This window comes from Bradyrhizobium sp. URHC0002, assembly GCF_054059515.1.
The window spans coordinates 3332011-3358196 of sequence record NZ_JBSSCF010000001.1 but is presented as its reverse complement, the minus strand read 5'-3'; the positions used below and the strand labels follow the sequence as shown (position 1 = coordinate 3358196).

Genomic DNA, 26186 nt, shown 5'->3' with positions numbered 1-26186 from the left:
GGTCTCAACCCGCGGGCAAAGCGATGTTATGAATCACGCTTGTTGCGTCGTCGCTCATTGGGGACGAACACGGCAAACACTTCCCTAACGCGAACGGCAGGCGTGACATCGCGGGTAAAGCGAAGCTCCGCAGTTGTCCGGGTTTCCTCCACGCGAGGCGCGTAAAGCGCGCTGTCGTACAGCGATCCGTCAAACCGCAAATTGCTGTCGTCATCAGTGAGATAAGCATTCGAAATAAACAGCAAAACGAACAGCGCCGATCCTACGACGGTAAAATACTTGAATACGGGCATTGGTACGCAAGCCTCTCCTTTTTCTTGAAAAGGAGGGTGCACCTCATGCCATAAAAGCCGGGTTTAGACCTGCCCGGCTTTTGCCCAAAGGGTTGGCTGCCGGTTGCGAATTTGTGACGAATTTGAATGAATGGCCCTTTCGTCATTCCGGGCCGCTAAGCGTGAGCCCCGATGCGCAATTGCGCATCGGGGAATGACGTGGCAAGGCGGAACGAGCTAGCCGGGTCCCGCGCCCTGCGTTGCCGTATACACAGCGTAGAGCGACTGGCTCGCGGCCATGAACAGGCGGTTGCGCTTCGGCCCGCCGAAGGTGACGTTGCCGCATACCTCGGGCAGGCGTATCCGGCCGAGCAGCTTGCCCTCCGGCGACCATACCGTCACGCCGCTGTAACCGACCGCGCGGCCGGCATTGCTTGCGGCCCAGACATTGCCGTTGACGTCGCAACGCATGCCGTCCGGTCCGCATTTCACGCCATCAACCATGAAGTCGCTGAACCGCTTGTGGTTGCTGAGCTTGTTGTCAGTGCCGACGTCGAACACGAACATGTCGCCCTTGCCGCCGGCACCGGTGTCGCCCGGTCCCTTGCCGGTAGAGGCGACGTACAGTTTCTTGTAGTCGGGTGAGAAGCAGAGGCCGTTGGGATCCGGCACCTGCTCCTCGGTCACGACAAGGTCGATGCGGCCGGAGGGATCGATGCGATAGCAATTGGTCGGCAGTTCGCGCTTGCCTGGCACGAAGCCTGCCGGCTGTCCGATCCGCGGATTGAGCTTGCCGCCGGAATTGCTCGGACCGCCCGCGATGTCAGGCTCACCCTCATAGAGCTGGCCGCCATAGGGCGGATCGGTGAACCAGTAGCTGCCGTCCGGATGAGCGACGACGTCGTTCGGCGAGTTGAGCTTCTTGCCGCCGAAATTATCAGCCAGCACCGTCGCGGTGCCGTCATGCTCATAGCGCACCACGCGGCGGGTGAGATGTTCGCAGGAGAGCTGGCGGCCCTGGAAATCGAACGAGTTGCCGTTTGAGTTGTTGGTGGGCGTGCGGAAGACGCTGACGTGGCCATCATCCTCGGAATATCGCATCTGCCTGTTGTTGGGAATGTCGCTCCACAGGAGATAGCGGCCCTGCGCGCTCCAGGCCGGACCTTCGGCCCACAACACACCGGTGTGGAGGCGCTTGATCGCCGTGTTAGGCTGGGCGAGGTCATTGAAGGACGGATCGACCGCGATGATGTCGGGGTCCCAGAAATAGGTGGTCGGAGCGCCGCGCGGACTGAAATCGCGCGGCGGGCTGGTGATCGTCGACGGCGGCGCCGCCGGGCCGGCTGGAGGGCCGCCTTGGGCTGCCCCTTGGGCTAGCGCGGCGCTTGCCCCCGCCACGGTGGCGCCGGCGCCATACCGCCAGGCCGTGGACAAGCGTTCGTCGTGATATCGTGGTTTCTGGATCGCGCTGTTCCGATTGTTGCATCGCATCCTCCCAATGTCTGTGCCAGCCGTTGATCCGGCTCGGCCACTTGAGGTTATTCTGGTCCGCTTCCGGTTGCGAGAGATGCTTTCGATTTTTTCTCGCGGCTGAAGCTCGCAAGGCAAGATGGCATTACCTTGTCCGTCGGAGGCTCCGCCCAATGCGGCGGCGGAGCCGGCCGGCGCGCGACTCGGGTGGGCAGGCGGCGCTTCGCTATGTCAAACCTTCGTCGGGAATATTCAGCACCGTGCCGCACGCCTTGCAGTGCACCGCATCACTGTCATGGCGCTGCAGTCCGCAGGTCGGGCAGGCAAACCGCACCTTGTGCGGGGTCAACAGCGCGCGGGCGAGATTGAAGAACAGCGTGACACCGAAAATCATGATAACGACCGTGATCATGCGCCCGGTCGTCCCCGACAGCGTGATGTCGCCAAAGCCCGTCGTCGTCAGCGCGGTCACGGTGAAGTACAGTGCGTCCGCATAGTTCGCGATCTGCGGATTGCGAAACTTTTGGGTTTCGTAAACGATCGCGGTCATCACGAAGATGAATACCGCAAGGTTGGTGACGGCAAAGATCACTTCCTCATTGCGCCGGAAAAACGTGCTGTCCTCGCGCAGCCGGGCCAGCATCTGGTAGTCGCGCAGCAACCGCAATGTCCGCAAAACCCGCAGAAAGCCACCGGCTTCGCCTGCAAGCGGCGCCAGAAACGAAATGATCGCGACGATGTCGGTCCAGGTCGAAAAATGGGTGAAATCGCGCAGCCGATGCCGGCTGACGAGCAGCCGCGCGGCAAAATCCGCGAGCATCACGACACCGAACAGCACATCGAGCGCTTCGGTGACGTCGTTCGATGGGAGAAACGACGTCGCGATGATGAACAGGACGGTGACAATATCGAATGCCAGTAGCGCATAGCGGAAGCGAAAGCCCTCCGGCGTCGCGCCTTCGTAGAGATGTCGAACGGTGTTCCGGAATGCTGCAAACGACATGACGCCATCTTCACCGCTTGCGCGCATCATTGCAAATAATGATGGTTGGTGGCGAGGAGGACTCGAAATTCAGAAAACTGCCGCAGGCAGGGCGTCACTTCTTGTTCGCTGCCTCGCGCTCGACAAATGCGACCTCGGCGCCCTTCTTCAAGAGCTTCGCCAGCCTGTCGACGTCCCAGTTGGTAAGGCGCACACAGCCGTGTGATTCCGACTTGCTGACCTTCGACGGGTTGGGGGTCCCGTGAATGCCGTATCCTTCGGCTGAAAGTCCGATCCAGTGAGTGCCTGCGGGGTTGTTGGGGCCGGGCTTGATCGTAAAAGCTTCACTGGATTTGACGCCCTTGAACTTGTAGTCCGGGTTGTACCGGTAATTCGGTCGCGCATCGATCGAGGTCACCTTGAGCACACCGCTCGGCGTCGGCTTCTCGTCGCTTCCAACGCTGGCCGGGAAGAAGGCGATCAGTTCGCCGGCCTTCCCGAAGGCCTTCACCGTCTGGGCGGTCTTATCGACCTCGAGGCGTGCGACGACTGGCTTGGCCTCCGTCTTCATGACGTTCACGATCGAAATCGTTTGGCCGGCCTGGTCAAATTTCTTGCCGGCGTTGAGGGCTTCGAGAAGCGCTTCGCTCATGTGAAACTTTTCGGCGATGGCTTCGCGCGGGCTGGTGTAGTCCAGCGATTTCAACCCTTTCATATCTTCCATCTTTGCCGGGAGTTTCTGCAGAAACGGTCCCTTCACGTCTTTCTCGGTGATCTTGTAGTCGACGATGACCGGATCCGAACTGGTGGCTAACAAGGCGGCCCAGATTTCAGGAGTTAGCGTCAGCTTGCCTGCGGCCAGACCCTTGGCTTCGCCGAACGCCTTCAGGGCTTTCTCGGCATTTTCACCAAGCTTGCCGTCGATCTCTCCGGGCGAGAAGCTGGCGCGGTCGAGAAGCACCTGCGCCTTGACGATTGCGGGATTGATCTTGTCGTCGGCGGGCACCTTGCCCTTGAATTCCGCGCTGTTGATCGATGCCGCGTCGGGGCCTGCGAAGGCCGGAGGGGCGAGACAGGCAAGCAGGATCAACCCGGCGAGCAAGCGGATCATTGGCAATCTCCGAAACAACATCTGATAAGGATTTGAACGGTGCGGAGTTCCAAGAGGAAGCCGCGTAGCCCGGATGAACGAAGCGAAATCCGGGGGTAAACCGCGCGAAGGTCCCGGATGTCGCTTCGCTCATCCGGGCTACACTTTACATTCGGCGCTCAATCCGGCCGGATCATCTCGAACATGTTTTCCGGCTTGATCTCGAAATAGTCGCCGCGGCGGCCGGCGCGGACGATCGGGCGGGCGAGCCCGGTCTGGTAGACGCCGTCCTGGATGAAGGCCTTGTCGATGTGCACGGCGACGACTTCGCCCAGTGTCAGCCAGGCCGGCGCCTTTTCGCCATTGGCGCCCTGCAACTGGATGATCTGCGTCAGCTTGCATTCGAACGCGACCGGGCTTTCCGCCACGCGGGGTACGTTGACGAGTTTGCAGGGTGCGGCCGTAAGGCCTGCGACCTTGAACTCATCGACATCGCGGGCAACGTGGGCCGCGGTCGCGTTCATCTGTTTCGCCAGATCCATGGTGGCGAGATTCCAGACGAATTCGCCGGTATCCTGGATATTGCCCGCGCTGTCCTTCCAGTTGGTCGAGGAGAAGCCGATGATCGGCGGGTGATAGGCGAAGGCGTTAAAAAAGCTGTAGGGAGCCAGGTTGACGTTGCCCGAGCCGTCGCGCGAGGAAATCCACCCGATCGGGCGCGGCGCGATGATCGCATTGAAGGGGTCGTGCCTGAGGCCGTGGCCGTTCTTCGGCTCGTAATAGTGCAGGTCTTTGTCGGTCACGCTGGGACTCTTCCGTCATTGCGAGGAGCTCGCGACAAAATTGCGGAGCAATTTTGCGCTGAAGCGACGAAGCAATCCACGCCACGTCGCGCGGAGCCAATGGATTGCTTCGCTTCGCTCGCAATGACGGCGGTGTCAAGTAGCGAACAATTCAATTCGCCTTGCGCGGCTCAAGGGCCCTGAAAAGGAAATCCGTCATCTGGTCGATCGTTGCGGTGGGCTTGTTGACAGCCTGCGCGATCATCTGCGGGTGGAAGAAGCGGATCATGCCCGTGCAGGTACAGAGCGCCGCCAATGGCAGGTCAGGCGCCTCGAACTCGCCGGACGCCACGCCCTGTGCGATCACCTCGCCGATGATGCCGGTGATGCATTCGATATGGGCGACGCAGACGTCCCAGTCCTCCTCCATCGCGATCTCGACCATCTCGTGCAGCTTGGAATCGCCGACATAGCGCTCGGTGTTCATCCGATTGATGGTCTTGAGCAACTCGCGCAGGCGGGGTTTCGCCGGACCAGGCTGGGCCACGATCCGCCGCGCCTCGATCTCGACCTCGCCCATCAGGGTCCGCGCCACGCTTTCGTGGATCGACTTCTTCGAATCGAAGAAGCGATAGACGTTGGCGGGGCTCATCCGCAGTTCCTTGGCGATGTCGGCGACCGTGGTCTTCTGGTAGCCGATCTGCCGGAACAAACGCTCCGCCACCACGAGAATCCTTTCCCGGGTGTCAGTCTCGATGTGTTCCGAAATCAGCGTCATGTCAGCTCTCAATGTTCAATTATTCTGCCGCGTCGGCAAGCGGAATTGCGTGCGGGCCCTTGATCTGATGTTGCGGCGCAAGATCAGGCTGCTCGGCCTGGCCGCTTTCTTCCAGGCTCTTCCGGAACCACAGGGCGTAAAGACCCGGCAGGTACAGCAACGTCAGGAAGGTTGCAACGAACAATCCGCCCATGATGGTGATCGCCATCGGGCCCCAGAAGGCCGAGCGTGACAGCGGAATCATGGCCAGAATCGCCGCCAGCGCGGTCAGCACCACCGGGCGGGCACGGCGGACGGTAGCCTCGACGATGGCTTCCTTGCGCGTCAGGCCCTGAGAAACGTCGGCTTCGATCTGATCGACCAGGATCACCGCGTTGCGCATGATCATGCCGGCCAGCGCGATCAGGCCGAGCAGCGCCACGAAGCCGAACGGCTGGTTGGCGACATTGAGGCCGAGCGAGGCGCCGACGATGCCGAGTGGCGCGGTCAGGAAGACCAGGACCAGCCGCGAGAAGCTGTGGAGCTGGATCATCAACAGCGTCAGCATCACCATGACCATCAGCGGAAACAGCACGAAGATCGAGGCATTGCCCTTGGCGGATTCCTCGAACGCGCCACCCGGCTCGATCCGGTAGGCCGGCTCGAGATGGTCGCGGATTTCCTTCAGCTTGGGCCAGATCTGGCCGGTGACATCGGGCGCCTGCACGCCATCGACGACGTCGGTGCGCACCGTGATCGCCATATCGCGGTTGCGCCGCCACATGATCGGCTCCTCGTGGGAATACTCGATCTTGGCGATCTGCTGCAGCGGCACGGCAACACCGTTGCGTGACGTCACAGTGAGGTCACCGACGCTCCCGAGATCGAGCCGTTCGGACGGGACCGCACGCGCGACCACGCCGACCTTCTCGATGCCGTCACGGATGGTGGTGACCTGCGCACCCGAGATCAGCATGGCGAGCGCCTGCGAGACGTCCTGCGGCGTCAGGCCGAGCGCGCGGGCGCGATCCTGATCCACCACCAGCTTCAGGTAAGGCGACTGCTCGTTCCAGTCGAGCTGCGGCTCGACGACGTTGGGATTCTGCCTCATGACGTCGCGCACCTTGTAGGCGATGTCACGCACGGTGTTGGCGTCGGGGCCGATCACGCGGAACTGGACCGGGAAGCCGACCGGCGGGCCGAAATTGAAGCGATCGACGCGCACGCGCGCTTCGGACAGATCGCCGGCGGCGACCGCCTTCTCCAGCCGCGCCTTGATCCGCTCGCGGGCTTCGACGTCCTTGGAGACGATCACGATCTCGGCAAAGGCCTCGTTCGGCAGTTGCGGATTGAGGCCGAGCCAGAAGCGCGGCGACCCCTGGCCGACATAGGAGGTGTAGGTGGCGATATCCTTGTCGTCCTTCAACAGCGCCTCGGCCTTCTTCACGGATTTTTCCGTGACGTTGAAGGCGGTGCCTTCCGGCAGGCGCAACTGCAGGAACAGTTCAGGCCGCTCCGACAGCGGGAAGAACTGCTGCTGCACATGGCCGAAGCCCACGATCGAGAGCACGAACACGCCAACCGTCGCCGCCACCACCTTGATCCGGTGGTCGACGCACCACTGCACCATCGAGCGCAGGATGCGATAGATCCGCGTCTCGTAGACCGCGTGCGGATCGTGATTATGGTGCACGACGATGTTGGGCAGCAGCTTGACGCCGATATAGGGCGTGAAGATCACCGCGACAAACCAGGAGGCGACCAGCGCAATCGCCACGATCCAGAAAATGCCGCCGGCATATTCGCCGACCGCCGAATTGGCAAAGCCGATGGGGAGGAAGCCAGCGGCCGTGACCAGCGTCCCCGTGAGCATCGGAAACGCAGTTGATTCCCAGGCAAAGGACGCCGCACGTACGCGGTCCCAGCCCTGTTCCATTTTCACCACCATCATTTCCACGGCGATGATGGCGTCATCGACCAGAAGGCCGAGCGCGATGATCAGCGCACCGAGCGTGATGCGGTGCAGGTCGATCGACATCGCGTTCATGACGATGAAGACGATGGCGAGCACCAGCGGCACCGACATCGCGACCACGATACCCGTGCGCCAGCCGAGCGCCACGAACGAGACGAACAGCACGATCGCCAGGGCCTCGATGAAGGAATGCACGAACTCGCCGACGGCGCGCTCGACCACCTTCGGCTGGTCGGCGATCTGCTCGACCTCGATACCCTGCGGCACGGCTTTCATGAAATCGTTGGTCGCCTTCTCGACCTCCTTGCCGAGTTCGAGAATGTTGGCGCCCTTGGTGGTGACCACGCCGATGCCAAGCGCGGGCTTGCCTTCCTGGCGAGCGACGAAGGTCGGGGGATCGACGAAACCATGGGTGACGGTGGCGATATCGCCGAGCCGGAACACGCGGCCGTTGCTTTCGACCGGGCTCTCCGCCACCGCCTTGGCGCCGTCGAGCGCGCCGGTGACGCGCAGCGGCACGCGCTGCGAGGAGGTTTCCACCGTACCGGCAGGCGTAACGTTATTCTGCTTGGCCAATGAATCGAACAGCGCCTGCGGCGTGATGCCGAGCGTCGCCAGCTTGGCGTGCGAGAACTCGACGAAGATGCGCTCGTCCTGGGAACCGTAGAGATTGACCTTGGTGACGCCGGTGACCTTCAACAGCCGCTGGCGCATGCCTTCGGCGGTCTTCTTCAACTGCGCATAGTCGGCGCCGTCGCCGGTCATCATATAGAGAATGGAATCGACGTCGGAGAATTCGTCGTTGACGGTCGGCCCAAGCAGGCCCGCGGGCAACTGGCCCTGCACGTCGGCAAGCTTCTTGCGCAGCAGGTAAAACAGATAGGGCACGTCCTTTGGCGGGGTCGAATCCTTGAACGTGACCTGCATCGCCGTGAACGACGGCTTTGAATAGGTCTGCACCTTCTCGAAGAACGGCAGCTCCTGCAGTTTCTTCTCGATGGGGTCGGCGACCTGGGTCTGCATTTCCTGTGCGGTGGCGCCCGGCCAGATCGCCGAGACGTTGACCACCTTCACCGTGAAGAACGGATCCTCGGCGCGGCCGAGCCGCTGGTAGGAGAAGAAGCCGGCCGCGCCCAGCATGATCATCAGGAACAGGATCAGGGTCGGGTGGCTCACTGCCCAGCCCGAGAGATTGAAGCGCTTCATGTCACTCTCCAGATCCGAAAGACTTTGCCTTGGTCGTCATTGCGAGGAGCGAAGCGACGAAGCAATCCATACTTTCTTTGCAGCACGATGGATTGCTTCGCTGCGCTCGCAATGACGGCGGAAAACTCAGAACGACAACGCCGAGACCACCCGGACCTTCTGGGCCGGATCGATCTTCTGCACGCCGAGCGCAACCACCTTGGCGCCTTCATCGACGCCGCCTGCGATCACGACGGCATTGCTCTCGTAGGATTTGACGATTACCGGCTGCAGCTTCACTGCACCGGCATCATCGACGGTATAGAGCGAGGGATTGCTGCCCTGGCTGAACAGCGCCGACAGCGGCAGTTTTGCTACGCGCTCGGTAGCGGCATCCGCCAGCGTCAGCGTCGCGGTCATGCCGAGCGAAACCTTGTCGTCGGCTTCCGGCAGCGAGAATTTTGCAAGATAGGTCCGGGTCGCCGGATCGGCCGACGGCGCGATCTCGCGCAGCTTCGCGGTATATTTCTTTTCCGCATCCGACCACAACGTCACGGAGGCTGTGCCGGACTTGGCGCGGCCGACCAGCGTCTCGGGGATCGCGACCACGGCTTCCTTTTCAGCAAAGCGCGCGACGCGGATCGCGGTCTGGCCGGAGGCCACGACCTGGCCCGGATCGATCAGGGTCGCGGTGACGACGCCGCGGCTGTCGGCCAGCAGCGTTGCATAAGAGAGCGAGTTCTTGGTGAGTTCGACCGAACGCTCCGCACGATTGAGGCGCGCACGCGCCTCGTCGGCGGCGGCACGGCTCTGGTCCATTTGCGCGTCGGTGGTCCAGCCCTTGGCGCGCAGATCCTTGGCGCGCTGCTCGGACGCGCCCGCCTGCGCCAGCACGCCGGTGGCGGCACTGAATTCGGCTTCCGCCTGCTCGGCCTGCAGCTTCAGATCGACCTCGTCGAGAGTGGCGAGCGGCTGACCGACATTGACGGTCTGGCCAACCTCGACCAGGCGCTTGGCGACCTTGCCGGGAACCCGGAAGCCCATGTCGGTCTCGATCCGGGGCCGGATGGTGCCGACAAAGCTGCGCTCGGGGATCTCGGCCGCGTAATGGACGGTAGCGACCAGCACCGGACGGCCCGGGGCAGCCGTTTCGGCCGCCTTTTCGTTGCAGGCAGCCAGCGCGAACACCGCAAAGGCCAACAACGCTCCCGTCAAGAGCCTGTAATAGCTAGAGAAAATGGAACGGGCGAACATCGGACTCTCCATCGCAGGATCTGATGAAGAGTGTGTAATGTTCACTGATGAATGTCAATAATCGTCAGCAGTCATCATTTCGTGATGGAAAATGGGGTTAAGGGGTAATTGCTTTCTCCAGGCCTATCGTCTCCGCGAACGCTGGGGGCGTAGCTCCGGATGGGAGTTAACGGGTTGCGAATGCGCGCCCGATGGCACCATCCGGGCTACTTCGCCCCTGCGAATTCCGTTTTCGTCTCATGCCTGCCGAGGAAGACGAGCAGCCCGGCCAAGAGGGGCAACAGCGACAGCACCAACAGCCCGTTCGAGGTGGAGCCGGTCGTGTCCTTGACCCAGCCGATCAGATACGGCCCGCCGAAGCCTGCGAGGTTGCCGATCGAATTGATCAGCGCGATCCCGCCGGCCGCGGCCGTGCCTGACAGCCACGCGGTCGGCAGCGTCCAGAACACCGCAAAGGTGCAGAAGATGCCGATGGCGGCAACCGTCAGCACGGCCATGGTGATGGCGGGATCGGTGATGTAGCTGGAAACGGCCAGCGCCGCCGCCGCCAGCAACAGCGGCCCGCCGACATGGGCGACCCGCTCGCGGGTGGCGTCGGAGTGGCGCGCCCACAGGATCATGGCGATGGTGCCGAACAGATAAGGGATCGCCGTGACGAAACCGGTCTGCGCGTTGGTGAGGCCGAAGGCTTTTACGATCTGCGGCAGCCAGAACTGCATGCCATAGAGCGCACCGACGAAACCGAAATAGATCAGGCTCAACGTGATCACTTTTGGCGACGAGAGTGCCTGCCCAAGCGTCAAATGCTGTGCGGCCTGCTTGGTCGCGACCTCCGCCTGCAGCTTCGCCGCGAGCCATGCCTTCTGCTCTTTTGTGAGCCAGTCCGCCTTCTCCGGCCTATCGGTCAGATAGAACCAGGTGACGATACCGAGCAGCACCGATGGGATGCCCTCGAGGATAAACAGCCACTGCCAGCCTCTCAGGCCCATCATGCCATCCAGCCCGAGCAGCAGGCCGGAAATCGGCGCGCCGATCACGGTGGAAACCGGAACCGCGATGGCGAAGGCGGCGAGAAACCGCGCGCGATATTCCGCCGGATACCAGTAGGTCAGATAGAGAATTATTCCGGGGAAGAAGCCGGCTTCTGCCACGCCGAGCAGGAAGCGCAGCACGTAAAAGCTCATCTCGCCGCTGACGGTCGCCATCAGCGCCGAGATGATGCCCCAGGTCACCATGATGCGGGCGATCCAGCGGCTGGCGCCGAATTTCTCCAGCGCGAGATTGCTCGGCACCTCGAAGATGAAATAGCCGATGAAGAAGATACCGGCGCCCCAGGCAAAAATCAGCGGCGTGAACTTCAGATCCGCGTTCATGGTCAGCGCGGCGAAACCGAGATTGACGCGGTCGAGGTAGGAAAAGAAATAGGCCAGCACCAGAAACGGGATCAGCCGCCAGGAGATCGTGCGGATGGTGGAAGTTTCGATTTCGCTTCTGGCGGATGTGGCGGGCTGGCTCATGGGTTGCTCCCTTCAGGTTTCTTGTTACCGGCGACGATTAGCGGGGCTCGTCACCGCTTGCAACGCAAGATGCCCGCGCTGGGGTAACGCGGGCATTCCGTGGACGAGGGGCTTGTTGTGGAAAGCCTCGATGCGCCGCCAGTCTCAGGCGGGCTGGGCTGCCCGGGTCATTCGGGCAGCCCGGCTTGCCGCAATCCTTCTTCGTATCGCGAGAGGTCTTCGGCCCGTCGATAAGGGCCCAGCACGTCTTTGAGATTGGACACACGGAGCACGGGATTCAGTTGTCTCAACCGCGATATTGCCTCATGGGCTTGCTCCAGTCGTCCGGCCAGTGCGTTGCTTGCCGCGTCCATGCGTATCGCGGGTTGAAAGTCCGGATTGTCCTGTAGCGCCATTGCGGCCCACGCTGCCGCATCGTCATAGTGCTCAAGGAAGAAATGTGCATGTGACGTTCCAGCCTGTACCCCGCTAATCGACGGATCGAGCGGGTTGAGACGAATGGCGCGGGCGAAGCGCTCGATGGCGACTTCCGGCTCGCCCAGCCAATTCTTCACCCAGCCTCCCCAAAACCATGCCTCCGCCAAATTGGAATTGAGCGCAAGCGCGCGATCGATCAAGGCCCCACCTCCGACCAGATCGCGTGCAACGAATGCCAATGTATATCCGCTGGCGGCGAGCGGGATCACGTCATCGTTTCCCAGTTGAACTGCTCTTCGGGCGAACTCCCTGACTTTCGCAATCTCGCTGGCTGTGATTGAGGTCCAGCCATTGGTCTTGGCCCAGGAGTAGCATATGGCGGCACGCGCATAAGCCGACGCAAAACCCGGGTCGAGCTTGATCGCCCTGTTGAAAAGCCGTAGCGCCTCTTCGTTCGACTGCCGATTGGTGCGTTGATACGAGCTCGCCAAGCCGCGCAAGTAGTGATCATAGGCGTCGAGACTCTCGGTCGGCTTGCGTTTGGCGCGCTCGATCTCCGCTTTCTCAACCGCCGGCGCGATTGCCCCGACGATGCTCTCGGCTACCTGATCCTGCAGGTCGAAGATGTCGCCAACTCCCCCATCAAACCGGTTCGCCCAAAGATGGCCGCCGCTAGTGGTATCGATCAGCTGTCCGGTGATGCGCACGCGGTTCGCCGCCTTGCGGACGCTACCTTCCAACACATAGCGCACCCCGAGCTCGCGCCCCACCTGCTTTACGTCAACGGCATGGCCCTTGTAGGTGAAGCTCGAGTTCCTGGCGATGACAAACAACGCTTTGAACCGAGAGAGGGCGGTGATTATGTCTTCGACAATTCCATCGGCGAAATACTCCTGTTCGGGATCGCCGGACATATTTTCGAACGGCAGGACAGCGATGGACGGCTTGTCGGGGAGCGCGAGTGCCCGAGGCTGGCTCGCAGCCAAACCTGATCTTGCTGCGCCGGGGTTTTGTCCACTCAGCCGAATTCGCCACGCCCGCATTGGCTCGGCAATATTCTTGAGGGGCTGCAGTCCCATATCATCACAGGCAATCTCGACCTTGCCCCGGACCTGCCGATAGGCATCGTCGGACATGCAGACGCCGCCCGGTTCGGCAATGCCCTCAAGGCGGGCGGCAATGTTGACGCCATCACCGAAGATGTCGTTGTCATCGAAAATGACATCACCGACATGTATGCCGATGCGGAATTCGATTCTTTGATCCGGCGGCACGGCTGCTTTTTGCTCGGCCATGCTGCGCTGGGTTTCAACGGCACCGCGCACCGCATCGACGGCGCTGGCAAACTCGATCAGCATGCCATCACCGGTCGTCTTGACGATGTGGCCTCGATGAGAGGCTATGGCGGGGTCAACGATGGCCTTCCTGACAGCCTTTAGCCGAGCCAGCGTTCCTTCTTCGTCGGCCTCCATCAGCCGACTGTATCCCGCGACATCCGCCGCCAGCACCGCCGCCAGTCGCCGTTCCACGCGCTTGTCGCTCAAGACGCACCTCGGCCCGGGAAATCGGATGCCAGTTTAGCAGAAAAAATGCCGATGTCCGATGCGGCCGCTTCGACACCGAAGCCCGGAGTTACCGGCGTGGGCGGTCCGCCCGCCCACGCCAAAGCGCCCTGGTCACGTGATCGCGATCGGGCAGCCGTTGCTTCCCGTGGCGCCCTTGATCGGAGCCGGCGTGAAGCAATAGACGAACTGGTATTTCTTGTCGGCGATGAGTTCGTCGAAGATCAGGTTCTCGTGGTTGTGTATCCCGTGCTTGGTCTGCAGCTCGGCATGGACCGCAAAAGCGAGCGACTTGTCGGGATTGGGCACCACTTCGACCGCCCAGGTGTCCGCCGCGGTCAGCGCGAGGTCCTTTTCGATTACCCATTTGGCGGCGTCGAGACCGATGCCCGGCTCACCGCTGTTGAAGCGGTCGTTGTTCTTCATCCACAGCGAGCCCCAGCCGGTATGGAACATGATCGCATCGCCCGGCTTGATGTCGCTCTCGGGAATATTCTGCTTCTGCAGCGCCGCCTTGATATCGGCCGAGGTGATCTCCTGGCCGGCATCCATCATCCCGCCCTTGAGCGCGACCATGTCGATCAGATGGGCGCGGGTGAAGAGCGGCTTCAGCTTCTCAGCGCCGAGTTTCTTCAGACCGTATGCGTCGCTGATCTCTGCGGCGGTGAAGCCGTTATAGAAACGCATCTCGCTCTTGTCGCCGTCCTTGCCCATCTGGATGCCGATATGACCGAGGCCGTCGAACTGCGTGCCGGTCTGGGCGATCTCGGTGGCGAGAAACTCGTCGTGATACACGAGCTTGTTGTCGCCGAACGGGCCGCCGGTCGGACTGCCGGGAATGCGCAGCGCGAACACGCGCGCGCCGAACAGCGGCATGGCGGCCTCATAGGTGCGGCCGATCTTGTAGATCTTGCCGTCCTTGATCCATTTCGCCGCATCGAGAACCTTCGCCGGCGTGATGTGGTTGGATGCGCCGGACTCGTCGTCCTTGCCCCATTTTGAGGGCCACCATGGCTTGTCGACTCCCTTGGGCATCGAGGTAGCCGTCTGCGCCTGCGCTGCGGTGACCGGCGCGAGTGCGAACTTGCCATGCATCGCGCCCGCGAGCGCCGCCCCCGCAGCACCGGCCAGGCCGGCTGTGCGGAGTAACGTCCGGCGATCGGTTTCCACCGTCCCGCCTTTCTGCTCTTCGCCCCTGACTTCGTCGTCCATCGTTCCCTCCCAGGTTGCGCCCATAAAGCTGGGCTTAAAAAATTATTTTCGACATGCTCCTCCTCCGCTAGGCTGCTGTCCAGCGACAAAAATAAGACGATTGAAGTGAGGGCGCCGATGAGCCTCTTCGAGAACGACAAGTCAGCCCAGCGGCTGCCGGTATCGTTGATCACCGGCTTTCTCGGCAGCGGCAAGACCACGCTGCTCAATCGCGTGCTGCGCCACGACGCCATGAGGGACAGCGCCGTCATTATCAATGAATACGGCGAAGTCAGTCTCGACCATCTCCTCGTCGAGCGCGTCGATGGCGAGGTGGCCGTGCTCGCGAGCGGTTGTATTTGCTGTACAATCCGCAGCGACCTCGAGGAGACGCTGCGCACACTTCTGGTGAGACGCGATCGTGGCGAGGTGCCGCCATTTCGCCGCATTCTCGTCGAGACCACGGGTCTGGCAGACCCTGCCCCGATCGTGCAGCTCCTGCTGAACAATCCATTGGTCTCGCATTTCCTGCGGCTCGATACCGTCGTGACGACGGTGGATGCCGCCAATGCAGTTCATCAGCTCGACCACCAATATGAAGCGGTGAAGCAAGTGGCGCTTGCCGATCGGCTGTTGATCACCAAATGTGATTTGGTCAGCAACATTGCCGTATTGGAATCGCGTCTCCGTCGGCTCAACCCCGGCGCCCGGATCGAAAGCGTGATGCACGGCGAGATCGATCCGGCGGGACTATTCGGTGCCGGCCTGGTTGATCCCGAGAAAAAAGCGGTCGACGTTGGGCGCTGGCTCAACGAGCAGGCGTTCGCAGGATCGGGCGAGCCGGCGCACGAGCACCACGACCACACCAATCATGGCCATCACGCCCATCACAGCCACGAAACATCGATCACCAGCTTCGTGCTCGCGTTCGACGAGCCGCTCGACTGGATGGCCGTTTCGCACTCGCTCGCCTATCTTCGCAGCATGCGCGGCGAGGACCTGCTGCGGGTCAAAGGCATTCTCAATCTGCGCGGGGAGCAGACGCCGGTAGTGATCCACGGCGTCCACCATGTCTTCCATCCGCCGGTGGCGCTCTCCGAATGGCCCGACGCCGACCGCCGCTCGCGCATCGTGTTCATTACCCGCGGCATCGCGCGCCAAGAGGTGCTCGCGCTATGGCAGGCAGGCCGCGCGGCAGCCTGAGACGGTTGCAGCGGTTCTTTGCGATGCGACCGACGCAGTCGATAGGGCGCCCGGTTCCCGAACGGACGCCCTACTCCGCCAATTGAAACCGCTCGAACCGGTCCAGCGCTTCCTCGATGCGGCGCTTGTAGTCCTTGCGCTGGGCGCCGCGGCCCGCGCCCTTTCCGACCCAGCTCCACTTCTGCATCAGGAGCTTCTTGTTCTGGCGGTCGGTCTTCAGATCGATGGCGGCAACGATGTCGTTGCCGACCAGAACCGGCAGCGCGAAATAGCCGAACAGGCGCTTCTCCTTTGGCAGATAGGCCTCGAAGCGGTGGCCGTAGTCGAAGAACAATTCGGTGCGCTTGCGCTGGATGACAAGCGGATCGAACGGCGAGAGAATGTGCACCAAACCGGCGTCGTCCTCGCCCGCCCGCGCAGATCCATTCAGCTCCAGCACCTCGGGCTGGGCCCAATGCTCCTGCTTGCCGGCGCCATCAAGCGCAACCGGCGCCAATTCCCCGCGCCGCACCCGCGGCTCGATCAGGCGCCGCACAGCCCCTTTGCTCGGCGCGTCGAGATGGCAGATGGAATCCAGGCTGACGACGCCTTGCGAACGTAACGCGCGGTCGAGCAGGTAGGCGGTGGTTTCCGCCGAATTTGCCGGCTTCGGCGGCTTGTCCCAGCCGAAATGCCGCGTCATCAGCTCGTAGGTCTTGAGCATGCCGGTGCGTTCGGAGATCGTCACCTCGCCGGTGTAGAAGGCAAGCTGAAGGGCCCGTTTCGAGGGTTTGCGGCTCTGCCAGAGATGTTCCTTCTCGGTCAGAACGTCGTCCTCGATGTCGCGGATGGTCAGCGCGCCGTCGCGCCGCAACAGCCGCATCACCTTCCTTGTGTCCTCCGGCTTGACGGAAGCGAACCATCGGTGGCCCTCACGCCGGTGCTCCCGCATTGCCGCGACGAAGAACCGAAAATCCTTCGCGGGCACATAGGACAGCGCATGCGTCCAGTATTCGAACACGCTTTTGTCGGCGCTCTGGGCCTGGCGCAGGTCGGCGCGGGCATAGGCCGGGATCCGGCTATAGAGAATGTGGTGATGGCAGCGCTCGATGACGTGGATGGTGTCGATCTGCACATAGCCGAGATGGTCCACCGCGGCGGCAACCGCCTGCGGCCCACTTCCAAAAGGTTCCTGCGTCTCAAGCCGCTGGGCTTGCAACCAGATTCGCCGGGCCTCGGCTTTGGTCAGGGGAAAGGGTGCAGTCGCGCGGGGCATCGCGTCGCAATGTAATCGGATTCGCCCGCGGGAGAAGTCCCGGATTCGAGGGTATCCGGCCCTACGGACCGGGCTCACCTCTCCGCTTCGTCCGATCCCCGACGCTGCCAGTTGCGATCTCGGCCTCGCAGGAGGCACGGCCGGGCTGGGGCGCACTGCATTTATAGACGTTGCCGGTGAGGCGATCGACCAGCCACGCGCTCTCCTCTGTCGGGCTTTCAAACCCGACATAGCGGCTGCCGAGCGCGTTGATCAGCGTCGACAGCAAAATTGCAGCGGCGATCATCGCCGCGCCGATCAGTGTTGGCATTGAACTTCCGGAACCAGCAGGCTCCGATGCGCTGGCACGATAACCTTGGTACTCACGCTGACGCTTGACTGACTGTAACACCCGCCCCGCCCGTCTGGTTGCCCCGAACGAATTCTTCTTCAGATTTTTTTGTGAGTCGATTTGCTAGGCGCGCATCTGGCCAAATTGTTGTTCACAGATCGGCGCTGGCGCGACAGTACGCTTTTTTTCTTTTCTGAAGCGAGCCGCGGGAAAGTTATGCAGCGGTCACGTAGCCCGTAAGACTCCGGATGCCACCGTGCTCGCACCGTCCTGTCACTGCAATGCGTTGTTCTGCGGGACACAAGATCGTCGGGATCGCTGCGCTTCTCATCGCATCGCCGCACCGCGCGAGCAGCCTCCATCGAACTTGGTGAAAGCTTGAAGTCGAGGCCGGTCAGCCGACGCCGCATGTCGCGGCGGGGCTAGCGGTCGAGGCCGAAACGGTTCCCGCCCGGGTAGCGTCTTCCGAGAAAGTCGATCATCGATCCCCGCCGCCGATCGAAAGGTGATTCAGATCACCCAAGCAAGGTTGGAGAATCAATCCATCGAAGACGCTACGACACGCGAAATGACGCCGTGCCGGCCCCAAACACCCCTGCAATGCCGGTTCAGGGCCACCCTTTCGCGGAATGCCGGCGTTTACCAGTGTGATTTGAATCACATTGCCAACTTTGAACCCGTCTTATCGTCGCAGCATCAAAACGTCATGCACGCCACTTTTGCAGGCGTTTAACAGTGAGGATTAAGACAATGACCCGCTTTCTTTCGATCATGACTATCAGCGCCGCGCTGTCGATGACGGCGGGCCTGGCTGTCGCCGGCGACACCGTCTCGGCCGCCAAAATCGTGGACGCCCTGAAACCGAAGCCGGGCGCGACCCGTGGCCTTTCGAATGGACCGCAGCAGCCGGTGGACGCCGCCGTACAGGCCAAGGAACTCGGCTTCGTCAACACGCTGCGCAACCGCAAGACGCGGTCGCTGTCGATCGGCGAGCGCCAGGAAATTGCGGAACTTGCCGCGAGCAAGCCGAAGATCGATCTCGAGATCCAGTTCGACTACAACTCGGCCGATATCAGCAAGGGCTCGGTGACCGCCGTGCAGGAACTCGGCAAGGCGCTCTCCGATGCGAGCCTGAAGGGTTCGACCTTCGTGGTTGCCGGTCATACAGATGCGATCGGCGGCGAGGCGTATAACCAGGATCTTTCCGAGCGCCGCGCCGACACCATCAAGAAGTACCTGACCGAGAAGTACGGCATCACCGGTTCCAATCTCGTGACCGTCGGCTACGGCAAGACCAAGCCGAAGGATGCGAATGCGCCGATGGACCCGGCCAACCGCCGCGTTCAGGTCGTCAACATGGATAGCAAGACTGCGTCGAAGTGAGGTCTTGAAGTCGAAGTGAAGTCTTGAACGTCAATCCGCCTGCCGCTAGCGGCAGGCGGATTTTGATTCGTCGCGGCCACGAAGCGAGATGACGGCCCGCCGAACCGTTGCAATCTACGCCTTGTCGAGAATTTCCCTGATCTTTGCCGCCAGCAAAGCCTGGGTGACGGGCTTCTGAAGCAGTGACACCCCGGCATCCAGCCGGCCCTGATGCACGATCGCATCCCGCGAATAGCCGGTCATGAACAGGACCCTCAGACCGGACTGGCGATGATGCAGCTGATCAGCCAGTTCGCGGCCGTTCAGGCCGGGCATCACGATGTCGGTCAACAGCAGATCGATCCGGAACGGATTGGCGTCGAACAGCGCCAGCGCGGCCCCGCCGTTCGCCGCCTCGCGAACCCGGTAGTTCAGATCCTTTAATGTCTCGACCAGATACGACCTCACATCGCATTCGTCCTCGACCACCAGGACGGTCTCGCTTCCCGAACTGCCGACCACGGGCGCATCGCTCTGTCCGACGGTCTCGGGTGCGGCCGCGGCGCGCGGCAGGTAGATCCTGATCGTCGTTCCGTGCCCGACCTCGCTGTAAATCTTGATCTCGCCGCCGGATTGCTTGACGAAGCCGTAGACCTGGCTCAATCCGAGGCCGGTGCCCTGCCCCGGTTGCTTGGTGGTGAAGAACGGATCGAACGCCTTCTCCTGGACTTCCCGCGGCATTCCGGAACCGGTATCGCTCACCGCGATCAATACATATTGCCCTGCCGGCACGCCTGCGTTCTGTTGCCGATAGCCCTCGTCGACGGAAACGTTGCTGGTCTCGATCGTCAATCTGCCGCTGCTGGCCATTGCGCCCGAAATTTTGCCGTTCCTGGCATTCATGGCGTCCTTGGCGTTCACGACAAGATTGAGAATCGCCGCTTCCAGCTGGCTGGGGTCGACCTCGATCTGCCATAGGCCGGCGCCCTCCACGACCTCGAGCTCGACATTCTCGCCAGCGTACGCCTGAAGAAATCCGACATGCCGGCGATCAATTGACCGACGCCGGTCAGTTTGGGATCGAGCGGCTGCCTCCGCGCAAACGCCAGCAGGCGCTGCGTCAACGTCGCCGCGCGCTGCGCGCCGTTCGCGGCGTTGGCGATCACCCGCGTCAACCGCTCGCGCGTGGCGTCGCTCCACGATTGCAAACAGCGATCGGCAATCTCGAGATTGCCGCTGATGATCGTGAGCAGATTGTTGAAATCGTGCGCCACGCCGCCGGTCAATTGTCCGATCGCTTCGATCTTCTGCGACTGCCGAAGCATGTCTTCGGCTTCGCGCCGGTACATGCCTTCCTGCGCCAGGGCGACTTCGGCGGCGCGAAGCTGCGATGGTGAGGGCAGCGCAAGCACCTTCGGCAACAGCGGCCACAGCATCGCCGCCGTCACGATCGACGCCGCCGCCGTCATCGCCTTGACAATGCCTTCGATGCCATAGACCGGATACCAAAGCGTGATGATCGACATCACGTGGCCGACGCCGCACGCCATGATGAAGAGCGCGAACGCCCAGAACACCCATCCGAAATCGACATCGCGGCGCTTCGAGACGAAGATCGACAGCGCCACGGGAATCGAGAAATAGGCTGAGGCAATCACGACATCCGAGGCAACGTGCAGCCAGATCAGTTGCGGTTCCCACAGCAGGCATATTCCGTGCGGTGCGAACATCGATGAATCGAGCAGACGTTCGAAGTAGGCCCACATGCCGTTCGTTCCTTAAGACGGGGATTCGAGCGATTCATACAGCGATGAATCTACGGCCAGCCTACAACCCGTACAAGTGGACCCGTCATTCGCCTGCTCGTCGGACGGCGGCGCAGTGGCCGCTCAAATCCAATTCTGGAAGATCATCAGGCGGCCGAATGTCGCCATCGAAGTGCCGATGAACGCGGCCGAAATCGGCAACATTGCGGCAAAGCCGGCAAAACCGACCGCAACAAAAGCCCACAGCAACCAGCGGGGCATGCTGCCGCGTTTCAAGGCATAGACCAGCGCAAGGCTCGCCGTGGTCGCAGCCGGAAGGTAGTAGTAAATGAACCCGAGCGTTCGCGGCAGCAACGCCCATGCGAGGTAGGGTCCGAAATAGAACGCCAGGACCAGGAAGGCATCGACCCGCCGCGTCACGATCCAGTCGCGCAGGCAGATCGCGACCGCAATCAGCGCCGGCCACAGGATCAGTGGGTTGCCGAGAAAGACGACGGCGGCGATCCGGTCGTCGCCGATCTTGTCGAAGAGATACCAGACCGGGCGCAACAGGAACGGCCAGGATGGCCACGAACTCATATAAGTGTGGCCGGCGATCGCGGTCGTGGTGTTATCGCTAAAGATCCGCCGTTGCGCCTGCAGAATATCCGGGAACGAAAAACCATAGAGCGGAATGAACGTCGCGAGATAGACCGCCGCTGGAATGAGCACGAAGCAGATGGCGAAATGCCACCACCTGAAATCGGGCCAGAGATCGGGTCTGTACCAATCTTCCGGCCGCGCGTCGGCGAATTGCGTGCGCCAGCTTTGCATCAGGCGAATCACTGCGACGACGACGATGCAGACCGCGAGCACGAACAGCCCGCTCCATTTGCAGCCGATCGACAGGCCGAAGCCGGTCCCGGCGAGCGCGAACCACAGGTGCGGCCGCTCTCTTCGGAAGCCATGCATGAACGCCGCGATCGCGAACAGGCTGAAGGAGAGCGCGAAAATATCCAGCATCGCGATCCGCGATTGCACGAACAGCATCTGGTTGAAAAAGGCGAGCAGGCTCGCTGCAATGGCCGGCCCTTGCGCTGCGAACAACGCCAGGCCGCACAGATACACCGCGACGATCGCGAGCGATCCAAACAGTACGCCCGGATAGCGCCAGCCCAGCGGCCCGTCGCCGAACCAATGGATCGACAACGCGATGAACTGCTTTGCGAGCGGCGGATGCATCGGGTTGAGCATCGGCTCTCGCATTACCGGCTCGAGCATCTGCCGCGCCGCCGGCACGTAATGCACTTCGTCGAAATAGAATTTCTCCGGCGTGGTGACGCCGATCAGCATCGCGAAATGCGCGAGAACAAACAGCACTGCCGCGACGATGCCCGTGCGCATCATCGAATTTGACGAAACTGAATGTGATGAGGCTGCTGGCTTCACGGACAATCTGGCACAGAATCAGGGGACTGTATGACATTGCGGCAAAATTGAGTGTGATGGCTCCGGATTTTTATGTCCATCGCATTGAACGCATTTCGATTCCGCAATCACTAACCGACGGTCGAGAAGACCACGCGAGTGATAATTCTGCCACATCGCACACGCGCGCGATCCGGTACGATGTCGGGATAAATCGATCGGCTTTGAAATGAATTTCAATAACTGCTTTCGTTTGCTATCTGCCATTGGCCTGATGACGGCGTTGACCGCTTCTTCCGCGCACGCGCAAACGCGCGTCGGCGAAGCCGCTGTCGTCAAGAATGAAGTACTCCGCGTTGCCGGACCTTCGACCATCCAGATCAAGGTCGGCGATGGACTGGTGCGTGACGAAACCGTGCGCACCGGGATCGACAGCGCAACGCGGCTGGTGATGGCGGACAGCACCAACCTGTCGCTCGGACCCAACGCCACGCTCAAGCTCGACCGCACCGTTTTCGACGACGAGCATCACTATCGCGAAGTCGCGGTGCGCATGACCTCGGGCGCGTTTCGTTTTGTCACCGGCCATTCGGACAAGGCCGCCTACAAAATCACGACGCCGCTGGCGACCATCGGCGTGCGCGGCACCACGCTCGATATCCTGTCGCAGCGCGGCCAGACCATCGTCAACCTGCAGGACGGCGCGGCCCCGGTCTGCACGGTCACGTTTGAATGCATCCAGCTCACCCGGCCCGGCGACACCGCCATCATCACCTCGGGCGGCGGCGGCAGGTCGACGATCAAGAAGACCAACAATCCACCCTGGACGTTTGCCGCAACCTGCGGCGGCACAGCGGGCCTTTGCAGCAAGACGCAATATGCGGATGCAGCCCCCGTCATCGTCGACGACGGCAGTGATCCCACCGGCATGCTGTGCGGGCGCTGACCATGGCAAGACACGTACGCAGCCTCACTTTGTCGGCCGTGCTGGCGGCCATGGCCACGCTTTCGCTCCTGCCCTCGTCGGCCTGGGCGCAGTCGCCCTCGCCGACATCGGTGGATGATTGTGTTGAGTGCAATCCGCCAACGCCAACGCCGAGCCCATCGCCCTCGCCAACGCCGTCGGCTTCGCCGTCTCCGACGCCAAGCCCCACATCGACCCCAGGGACCAACGCACCGGCCACCAACGCGCCGGCGGTGGCTAGCCCCGGTTCGAACGCCGGATCGATCAACGACCTGGGGGGACAGCGCTTCAACCAGATGATCACCAACCGCGTGCTCGGCAACGTGCTGCTGGGGATCAATGAGCAGGTCAATTGCAACGATTGCGTCAGCGCGTTCGGCTCGGCGGGTTCGTTCTCGGCCGGCATTCACGGCCGCAAGAACCTGACGCCCAATCTGTCGCTGCTCGCCGGCATTGCCTATGCCCAGTACAGTGAAGGCGGCTACCGCGTCACCAGTTCGCCGATCGGCGCGTTCGCGCTGCGTTATGACTTTGTCGACTGGGGATCGTCGCGGCCATTCTTCGATATCGGCACCATCCTGTCGCCATTCCAGAAGGTGCGCTACGCGCGCAGCTACACGACGAGCCTCGGCGCGGTATCGCTCGAAAGTTCGACCACAGCCGAGAATTACGCCGTCTATGGCCGTGCGGGCTGGATGAGCCGGCTATCGCCGCGCGATGAGGTGGCGGCCTCCGTCGAGGTCTGGCAGCTCTGGCAGCGGGTGAAGGGCTACATGGACCCCACCGTCGCCTTCAATCCGTTCGACGCTTCGATCGCCACGGGCACCGACCGCACCACCCTGGTCAAGGTCGGCGGACAGTGGACGCATCTGTTCGGCTCGAGTGTCGAAGCCAATATCAACGGCGGATGGGTGCAATCCTTCGGGACGCAATCCGGCATCGTCGCCAGCGTGACCGGCGACGGCACCATCGTGCCCACGATCGGCAACCAGGGTTGGTTCGAGTATGGCGGCCGGCTCGGCTTCCGCATCACCAAGGGCTGGGTCGCCGACCTCTTCCTCAACGGCACCGCCGGCCCGCAGCCGGTCGGCAACACGCTTCACGGCGGGATGGGTTTGCGGATCGCGTATTAGAATATTTGTAGGGTGGGCAAAGGCGCGCGAGCGCCGTGCCCACCCTCTCTCGGCACCGTTATCGTGAATGGTGGGCACGTTTCCGCCTTGGCTCGTTGAGCTACGGCGGACAAGTCGCTTTGCCCACCCTACGAAACCTGCTCTTTACGCCGCGCTCTTGCCTTCATACGCGCGCTTCAGCCCTTCGATATCGAGCTTGACCATCCCGAGCATCGCCTGCATGGCGCGTTGCGCGCCAGCGGAATCGGAACCGCCGATATACGTCATCAACGCCTTCGGCACGATCTGCCAGATCACGCCGTAGCGGTCCTTCAGCCAGCCGCATTGATCGGCTTTGCCGCCGTCCGCGAGTAGCGCATCCCAGAGCCGATCGACCTCGGCCTGATCGGCACAGTCGATCATGAAGGAAACGGCGTGCGTGTACTCCATCTTCATCCCGCCGTTCAACGCCATGAAGCGCTGGCCGGCCAGCGTGAAGTCGACCACCAGCACGGAGCCGGCCTTGCCGCCGGGGGTGTCCGTGATATTGCGTTGGATCTTCTCGATCCGGGAATCCGGCAACAACGAAACATAGAAGTTCGCGGCCTCCTCGGCTTCGCTGACAAACCACAGGCAGGGAGAAATCTTGGACATCGGGAGAACTCCGATTGCGGATGCGTTCGAATGGATCAGGCGGTGGCGGGCTGTGCAGCGGTTGCGGCCGCGACGTCCATCCACATCACTTCCCAGTGGTGACCGTCGGGATCTTCGAAGCTGCGGCCATACATGACGCCATAGTCCTGCTTCGGGCCCGGATCGGCGCCGCCGCCCGCGCGTTGCGCCTTTCCGACCATGTCATCCACCGCCCCACGGCTGTCGGCGGACACGCAGATCAGGACCTGGCTGGTGGCCTTGGCGTCGGCGATCTTCTTCGAGGTGAACTGGCGATACTTGTCGTGGGTCAGCAGCATCACGTAGATGGCCTCGGAAAACACCATGCAGGACGCTGTGTCATCGGAGAATTGCGGGTTCTTTTCGCCGCCGATCGCCTGATAGAAGGCGGTCGAACGGGCGAGATCGCTGACCGGCAGGTTGACGAAGATCATTTTGGCCATAATGGGCTCCTTTGGAGGGTTCCACCTGAGGACGAGCGAGCGGGCGGCGAACCGACATGCCGTTCGAATTTTTTTTCCCGGGATTTTTGGCGCCGTCACGTCCGGCCGCGGGCTTGGCCAGCCGTTACGTCGCGATCGGGGTTGGCATGGTCAGAAACGCCCGCGTCACATGCCAGAACAACTGCCGGTTGATTGCCAGCGCCACCGAATGGGCGGTGCCGGGCAGGATAATGAACTGACGATCGCCGTTCGGCAGCTTGTTATAGAATTCCTCGAGATCGGCCACGGTCGCGATCCCGTCATATTCGCCGCGCACCAGCAGCACGGGCGCCTGCACCTTCTCCGGATGCACGACCGGCAGATTGGCGGTCATGTCGAGATAGGTGCCGGTCGGAATCTGGTCGCCGAACTGCATTTCGGCATCCGCCAGCGCCTCCATCACCGCGGGATCGGAAGTGCCCGGCTTGTCGCGGGTCGCGATCGAGCGGATCATGTCGCGGTCGCGCTTGCGCATGTTGTGGGTGCGGAAATAGGCGAGCTGTTCCGCGCGCTTTGTCAGGGTCGGCGAGCCCTCGCCCTTGTAGGTGAAGGCAGCGAAAACCAGCCGATCGATACGCTCAGGCATGACCATCGCGTAGGCGCCGGCGCGCAGCGCGCCTGAGGACTCGCCCACGAAATGCACTTTCTGCTGGCCCGTCTCGCGGACAATCAGTTCGACCGCGACCTTCAGATCCTCGGCGCCACTGGCAATATCGGCATTGCCCGAGGTGCGGCCGGACTTGCCGTAATTCTCGTGATCCATGGTCCAGCAGTCGAAGCCGTAGCGCGCGAACTCGTTCATCGCGGAGTATTCGCCTTTGCCGGGCACGTTGAGATCGAACACCCGCGACGTCACGGAAGAACCGTGGACAAAGAACACCACCGGCCGCGCCGGCTCGCCGGGCTTGGGCGCACCGATCCGCTTGCGAAACATCCACAAGGGAATGTCGCCCTTTTTGGTCCAGTATTCGTTGCTCCAGATTTCGCCGCCTTCGGAAGGAACCACCGTCGCAGCCTGCGCCGGCATCGCGGCGATTGTGGCTGCAGCCAGGCCGAGGCCTTTGAGAACCGAGCGTCGCGCCAGCAAATTTTCGGAGTCGGTCATGGCGTCATCCCCGCGTCGCATTTTTACTTGAGCCGATTTACTTGGACCGATTTACTTGGGCCGAGTCTAGCAG

At 61.9% G+C, this 26186-nt stretch carries 22 protein-coding genes and 1 pseudogene; 4 read left to right on the top strand and 19 right to left on the bottom strand.

The window, feature by feature from the left end; all coding sequences use genetic code 11:
• Window positions 1-26: 26 nt before the first annotated feature.
• The 11 genes and pseudogenes from ACVWVY_RS16285 to ACVWVY_RS16235 all read right to left on the bottom strand — a co-directional run bounded on the left by ACVWVY_RS16285 (window position 27) and on the right by ACVWVY_RS16235 (window position 14475).
• Entirely contained in the window at window positions 27-293 is a 267-nt protein-coding gene (locus ACVWVY_RS16285; protein ID WP_456627316.1) for a hypothetical protein, read from the bottom strand.
• A gap of 216 nt (window positions 294-509) precedes the next feature.
• Window positions 510-1758: pseudogene (locus ACVWVY_RS16280) on the bottom strand (SMP-30/gluconolactonase/LRE family protein).
• Between the two features lie 210 nt (window positions 1759-1968).
• Window positions 1969-2745, bottom strand: a complete 777-nt coding sequence (locus tag ACVWVY_RS16275) for a potassium channel family protein (protein ID WP_456627315.1) — start codon at window positions 2743-2745, stop codon at window positions 1969-1971.
• Window positions 2746-2839: 94 nt separating this feature from the next.
• Entirely contained in the window at window positions 2840-3835 is a 996-nt protein-coding gene (locus ACVWVY_RS16270; RefSeq protein WP_456627314.1) for a L,D-transpeptidase family protein, read from the bottom strand.
• A 158-nt stretch (window positions 3836-3993) separates the two neighbouring features.
• A complete protein-coding gene (locus ACVWVY_RS16265; protein ID WP_456627313.1) occupies window positions 3994-4617 on the bottom strand; it encodes a flavin reductase family protein in 624 nt (207 codons plus the stop codon).
• 151 nt (window positions 4618-4768) lie between these two features.
• Window positions 4769-5374 carry a TetR/AcrR family transcriptional regulator gene (locus tag ACVWVY_RS16260; protein ID WP_456627312.1) on the bottom strand — a complete coding sequence of 202 codons (606 nt, stop codon included), beginning with the start codon at window positions 5372-5374 and terminating at the stop codon, window positions 4769-4771.
• Between the two features lie 19 nt (window positions 5375-5393).
• Window positions 5394-8534, bottom strand: a complete 3141-nt coding sequence (locus ACVWVY_RS16255; protein WP_456627311.1) for an efflux RND transporter permease subunit — start codon at window positions 8532-8534, stop codon at window positions 5394-5396.
• Between the two features lie 126 nt (window positions 8535-8660).
• Entirely contained in the window at window positions 8661-9767 is a 1107-nt protein-coding gene (locus tag ACVWVY_RS16250) for an efflux RND transporter periplasmic adaptor subunit (protein ID WP_456627310.1), read from the bottom strand.
• Window positions 9768-9973: 206 nt separating this feature from the next.
• On the bottom strand, window positions 9974-11284 hold the full coding sequence (locus tag ACVWVY_RS16245; protein ID WP_456627309.1) for an MFS transporter: 1311 nt from the start codon (window positions 11282-11284) through the stop codon (window positions 9974-9976).
• Between the two features lie 167 nt (window positions 11285-11451).
• Window positions 11452-13245, bottom strand: coding sequence for an adenylate/guanylate cyclase domain-containing protein (locus ACVWVY_RS16240; RefSeq protein WP_456627308.1), 1794 nt, complete (start codon window positions 13243-13245; stop codon window positions 11452-11454).
• A gap of 132 nt (window positions 13246-13377) precedes the next feature.
• Complete coding sequence (locus ACVWVY_RS16235; protein ID WP_456627307.1) at window positions 13378-14475, bottom strand: cyclase family protein; 1098 nt, start codon at window positions 14473-14475, stop codon at window positions 13378-13380.
• Between the two features lie 117 nt (window positions 14476-14592).
• On the opposite strand from ACVWVY_RS16235, the gene ACVWVY_RS16230 reads away from it, so the two are divergent.
• Window positions 14593-15657 (top strand): CobW family GTP-binding protein, encoded by a 1065-nt coding sequence (locus ACVWVY_RS16230; RefSeq protein WP_456627306.1) that lies wholly within the window; start codon window positions 14593-14595, stop codon window positions 15655-15657.
• A 70-nt stretch (window positions 15658-15727) separates the two neighbouring features.
• Here the strand turns inward: ACVWVY_RS16230 and ACVWVY_RS16225 are convergent, their stop codons facing one another.
• Window positions 15728-16912, bottom strand: a complete 1185-nt coding sequence (locus tag ACVWVY_RS16225; RefSeq protein WP_456627305.1) for a winged helix-turn-helix domain-containing protein — start codon at window positions 16910-16912, stop codon at window positions 15728-15730.
• 61 nt (window positions 16913-16973) lie between these two features.
• Window positions 16974-17222, bottom strand: coding sequence for a hypothetical protein (locus ACVWVY_RS16220; RefSeq protein ID WP_456627304.1), 249 nt, complete (start codon window positions 17220-17222; stop codon window positions 16974-16976).
• Window positions 17223-17993: 771 nt separating this feature from the next.
• On the opposite strand from ACVWVY_RS16220, the gene ACVWVY_RS16215 reads away from it, so the two are divergent.
• Entirely contained in the window at window positions 17994-18626 is a 633-nt protein-coding gene (locus ACVWVY_RS16215) for an OmpA family protein (RefSeq protein ID WP_456627303.1), read from the top strand.
• A 114-nt stretch (window positions 18627-18740) separates the two neighbouring features.
• On the opposite strand, the gene ACVWVY_RS16210 is transcribed toward ACVWVY_RS16215, so the two are convergent.
• The 3 genes from ACVWVY_RS16210 to ACVWVY_RS16200 all read right to left on the bottom strand — a co-directional run bounded on the left by ACVWVY_RS16210 (window position 18741) and on the right by ACVWVY_RS16200 (window position 21754).
• Entirely contained in the window at window positions 18741-19598 is an 858-nt protein-coding gene (locus tag ACVWVY_RS16210; protein WP_456627302.1) for an ATP-binding protein, read from the bottom strand.
• Window positions 19523-20371, bottom strand: coding sequence for a histidine kinase dimerization/phospho-acceptor domain-containing protein (locus ACVWVY_RS16205; RefSeq protein WP_456627301.1), 849 nt, complete (start codon window positions 20369-20371; stop codon window positions 19523-19525). The genes ACVWVY_RS16210 and ACVWVY_RS16205 overlap by 76 nt, the downstream gene beginning before the upstream one ends.
• A 123-nt stretch (window positions 20372-20494) precedes the next feature.
• A complete protein-coding gene (locus ACVWVY_RS16200; protein WP_456627300.1) occupies window positions 20495-21754 on the bottom strand; it encodes a phospholipid carrier-dependent glycosyltransferase in 1260 nt (419 codons plus the stop codon).
• Between the two features lie 298 nt (window positions 21755-22052).
• On the opposite strand from ACVWVY_RS16200, the gene ACVWVY_RS16195 reads away from it, so the two are divergent.
• Window positions 22053-22724 (top strand): FecR family protein, encoded by a 672-nt coding sequence (locus ACVWVY_RS16195; RefSeq protein ID WP_456627299.1) that lies wholly within the window; start codon window positions 22053-22055, stop codon window positions 22722-22724.
• A 2-nt stretch (window positions 22725-22726) separates the two neighbouring features.
• Window positions 22727-23875, top strand: coding sequence for a hypothetical protein (locus ACVWVY_RS16190; RefSeq protein WP_456627298.1), 1149 nt, complete (start codon window positions 22727-22729; stop codon window positions 23873-23875).
• Window positions 23876-24019: 144 nt separating this feature from the next.
• Here the strand turns inward: ACVWVY_RS16190 and ACVWVY_RS16185 are convergent, their stop codons facing one another.
• The 3 genes from ACVWVY_RS16185 to ACVWVY_RS16175 all read right to left on the bottom strand — a co-directional run bounded on the left by ACVWVY_RS16185 (window position 24020) and on the right by ACVWVY_RS16175 (window position 26113).
• Window positions 24020-24508, bottom strand: coding sequence for a VOC family protein (locus tag ACVWVY_RS16185; protein WP_456627297.1), 489 nt, complete (start codon window positions 24506-24508; stop codon window positions 24020-24022).
• A 35-nt stretch (window positions 24509-24543) separates the two neighbouring features.
• Window positions 24544-24969, bottom strand: a complete 426-nt coding sequence (locus tag ACVWVY_RS16180; RefSeq protein WP_456627296.1) for a VOC family protein — start codon at window positions 24967-24969, stop codon at window positions 24544-24546.
• Between the two features lie 124 nt (window positions 24970-25093).
• Complete coding sequence (locus ACVWVY_RS16175) at window positions 25094-26113, bottom strand: alpha/beta hydrolase (RefSeq protein WP_456627295.1); 1020 nt, start codon at window positions 26111-26113, stop codon at window positions 25094-25096.
• Window positions 26114-26186: the final 73 nt, after the last annotated feature.

Excerpts from the sequence above, each read along its gene's own strand:
- ACVWVY_RS16285 (WP_456627316.1), bottom strand. The coding sequence starts at position 293 with ATGCCCGTATTCAAGTATTTTACCGTCGTAGGATCGGCGCTGTTCGTT.
- ACVWVY_RS16275 (WP_456627315.1), bottom strand. The coding sequence starts at position 2,745 with ATGTCGTTTGCAGCATTCCGGAACACCGTTCGACATCTCTACGAAGGC.
- ACVWVY_RS16270 (WP_456627314.1), bottom strand. The coding sequence starts at position 3,835 with ATGATCCGCTTGCTCGCCGGGTTGATCCTGCTTGCCTGTCTCGCCCCT.
- ACVWVY_RS16260 (WP_456627312.1), bottom strand. The coding sequence starts at position 5,374 with ATGACGCTGATTTCGGAACACATCGAGACTGACACCCGGGAAAGGATT.
- ACVWVY_RS16255 (WP_456627311.1), bottom strand. The coding sequence starts at position 8,534 with ATGAAGCGCTTCAATCTCTCGGGCTGGGCAGTGAGCCACCCGACCCTG.
- ACVWVY_RS16250 (WP_456627310.1), bottom strand. The coding sequence starts at position 9,767 with ATGTTCGCCCGTTCCATTTTCTCTAGCTATTACAGGCTCTTGACGGGA.
- ACVWVY_RS16245 (WP_456627309.1), bottom strand. The coding sequence starts at position 11,284 with ATGAGCCAGCCCGCCACATCCGCCAGAAGCGAAATCGAAACTTCCACC.
- ACVWVY_RS16235 (WP_456627307.1), bottom strand. The coding sequence starts at position 14,475 with ATGGACGACGAAGTCAGGGGCGAAGAGCAGAAAGGCGGGACGGTGGAA.
- ACVWVY_RS16230 (WP_456627306.1), top strand. The coding sequence starts at position 14,593 with ATGAGCCTCTTCGAGAACGACAAGTCAGCCCAGCGGCTGCCGGTATCG.
- ACVWVY_RS16225 (WP_456627305.1), bottom strand. The coding sequence starts at position 16,912 with ATGCCCCGCGCGACTGCACCCTTTCCCCTGACCAAAGCCGAGGCCCGG.
- ACVWVY_RS16220 (WP_456627304.1), bottom strand. The coding sequence starts at position 17,222 with ATGCCAACACTGATCGGCGCGGCGATGATCGCCGCTGCAATTTTGCTG.
- ACVWVY_RS16215 (WP_456627303.1), top strand. The coding sequence starts at position 17,994 with ATGACCCGCTTTCTTTCGATCATGACTATCAGCGCCGCGCTGTCGATG.
- ACVWVY_RS16205 (WP_456627301.1), bottom strand. The coding sequence starts at position 20,371 with ATGTGGGCCTACTTCGAACGTCTGCTCGATTCATCGATGTTCGCACCG.
- ACVWVY_RS16200 (WP_456627300.1), bottom strand. The coding sequence starts at position 21,754 with ATGCGCACGGGCATCGTCGCGGCAGTGCTGTTTGTTCTCGCGCATTTC.
- ACVWVY_RS16195 (WP_456627299.1), top strand. The coding sequence starts at position 22,053 with ATGACGGCGTTGACCGCTTCTTCCGCGCACGCGCAAACGCGCGTCGGC.
- ACVWVY_RS16190 (WP_456627298.1), top strand. The coding sequence starts at position 22,727 with ATGGCAAGACACGTACGCAGCCTCACTTTGTCGGCCGTGCTGGCGGCC.
- ACVWVY_RS16185 (WP_456627297.1), bottom strand. The coding sequence starts at position 24,508 with ATGTCCAAGATTTCTCCCTGCCTGTGGTTTGTCAGCGAAGCCGAGGAG.
- ACVWVY_RS16180 (WP_456627296.1), bottom strand. The coding sequence starts at position 24,969 with ATGGCCAAAATGATCTTCGTCAACCTGCCGGTCAGCGATCTCGCCCGT.
- ACVWVY_RS16175 (WP_456627295.1), bottom strand. The coding sequence starts at position 26,113 with ATGACCGACTCCGAAAATTTGCTGGCGCGACGCTCGGTTCTCAAAGGC.